Here is a 793-nt window from a genome sequence, read left to right on the forward strand (position 1 = left end):
AAGCGTTCAATATCGCCGATCTCCGACAGAATGCCGGCGGCATACACCAAATCGATGCCCGGTATGGAGCGAAGGCACTTGGCTCCCGGTAGATCCTCGATCAACTTCTCGATCGCCTTGTCCAGCTCCTTGAGCTGAGCTTGAATGCTCCGAATGGATAGGATGGACGTACCGAGTACGAGGTCAATGGAGTCTTCCATTACCTTAGATAGCCGATAGGACGCCCGTGCGGCTTTCTGAATGCACGCGGCGACACCTTCAGGATCCGGGAATCGGTTCCTGCCTTTGTCCTTGAGGTAGTCCGCCAGGACGGCAACATCCATGTTGGCAATCTCATCGAGGCTGTACTTCTCCAAGAGCAGTTCCATAATGGCATGGCCAAAGACGGAGCTGTCTACTTCAGAACGGAACGCATTGCACTTGTAGAACAAGTTCTGAAGAAAGTACTGCTTCTCTCGCGTAAGATTATGGACGAGGTGAAACCGCATGCGGGTGATGCGTTGAAGAGCGAGATACCGCTCCTGCATGACAACGCTGGTCGTTAACCTTCCAAATCGCAGACGATCAGCAATAATCCAAGCATCGAGCCGGTCGGTCTTATCCAAGTCGGCGTATGCCTCTCTGAATTTGTTGATCAACTTGGGATTGATGGTGAACACTTTAGTTTTGCGCTTGCGCAACGCGTCATCTTCGTGTAAGTACATCGCTGGATGCCAGCTGTAGACGGATGTAGCTTCAAGGCCAATGTGGATTTCCGAAGCCGGTAGCTTGTCCGCTGCTGAAAGGATCCGGT

The 793-nt window shown here is 52.2% G+C and carries 1 protein-coding gene; it reads right to left on the reverse strand.

Annotated elements, in window-relative coordinates:
* Positions 1–793: IS110 family transposase (locus FS806_RS25270; RefSeq protein ID WP_144942110.1), on the reverse strand; the 793-nt coding region annotated here is incomplete at both ends.

The organism is Paenibacillus sp. 32O-W (assembly GCF_007679495.1).
In the GTDB taxonomy this organism is placed as follows: domain Bacteria; phylum Bacillota; class Bacilli; order Paenibacillales; family NBRC-103111; genus Paenibacillus_L; species Paenibacillus_L residui.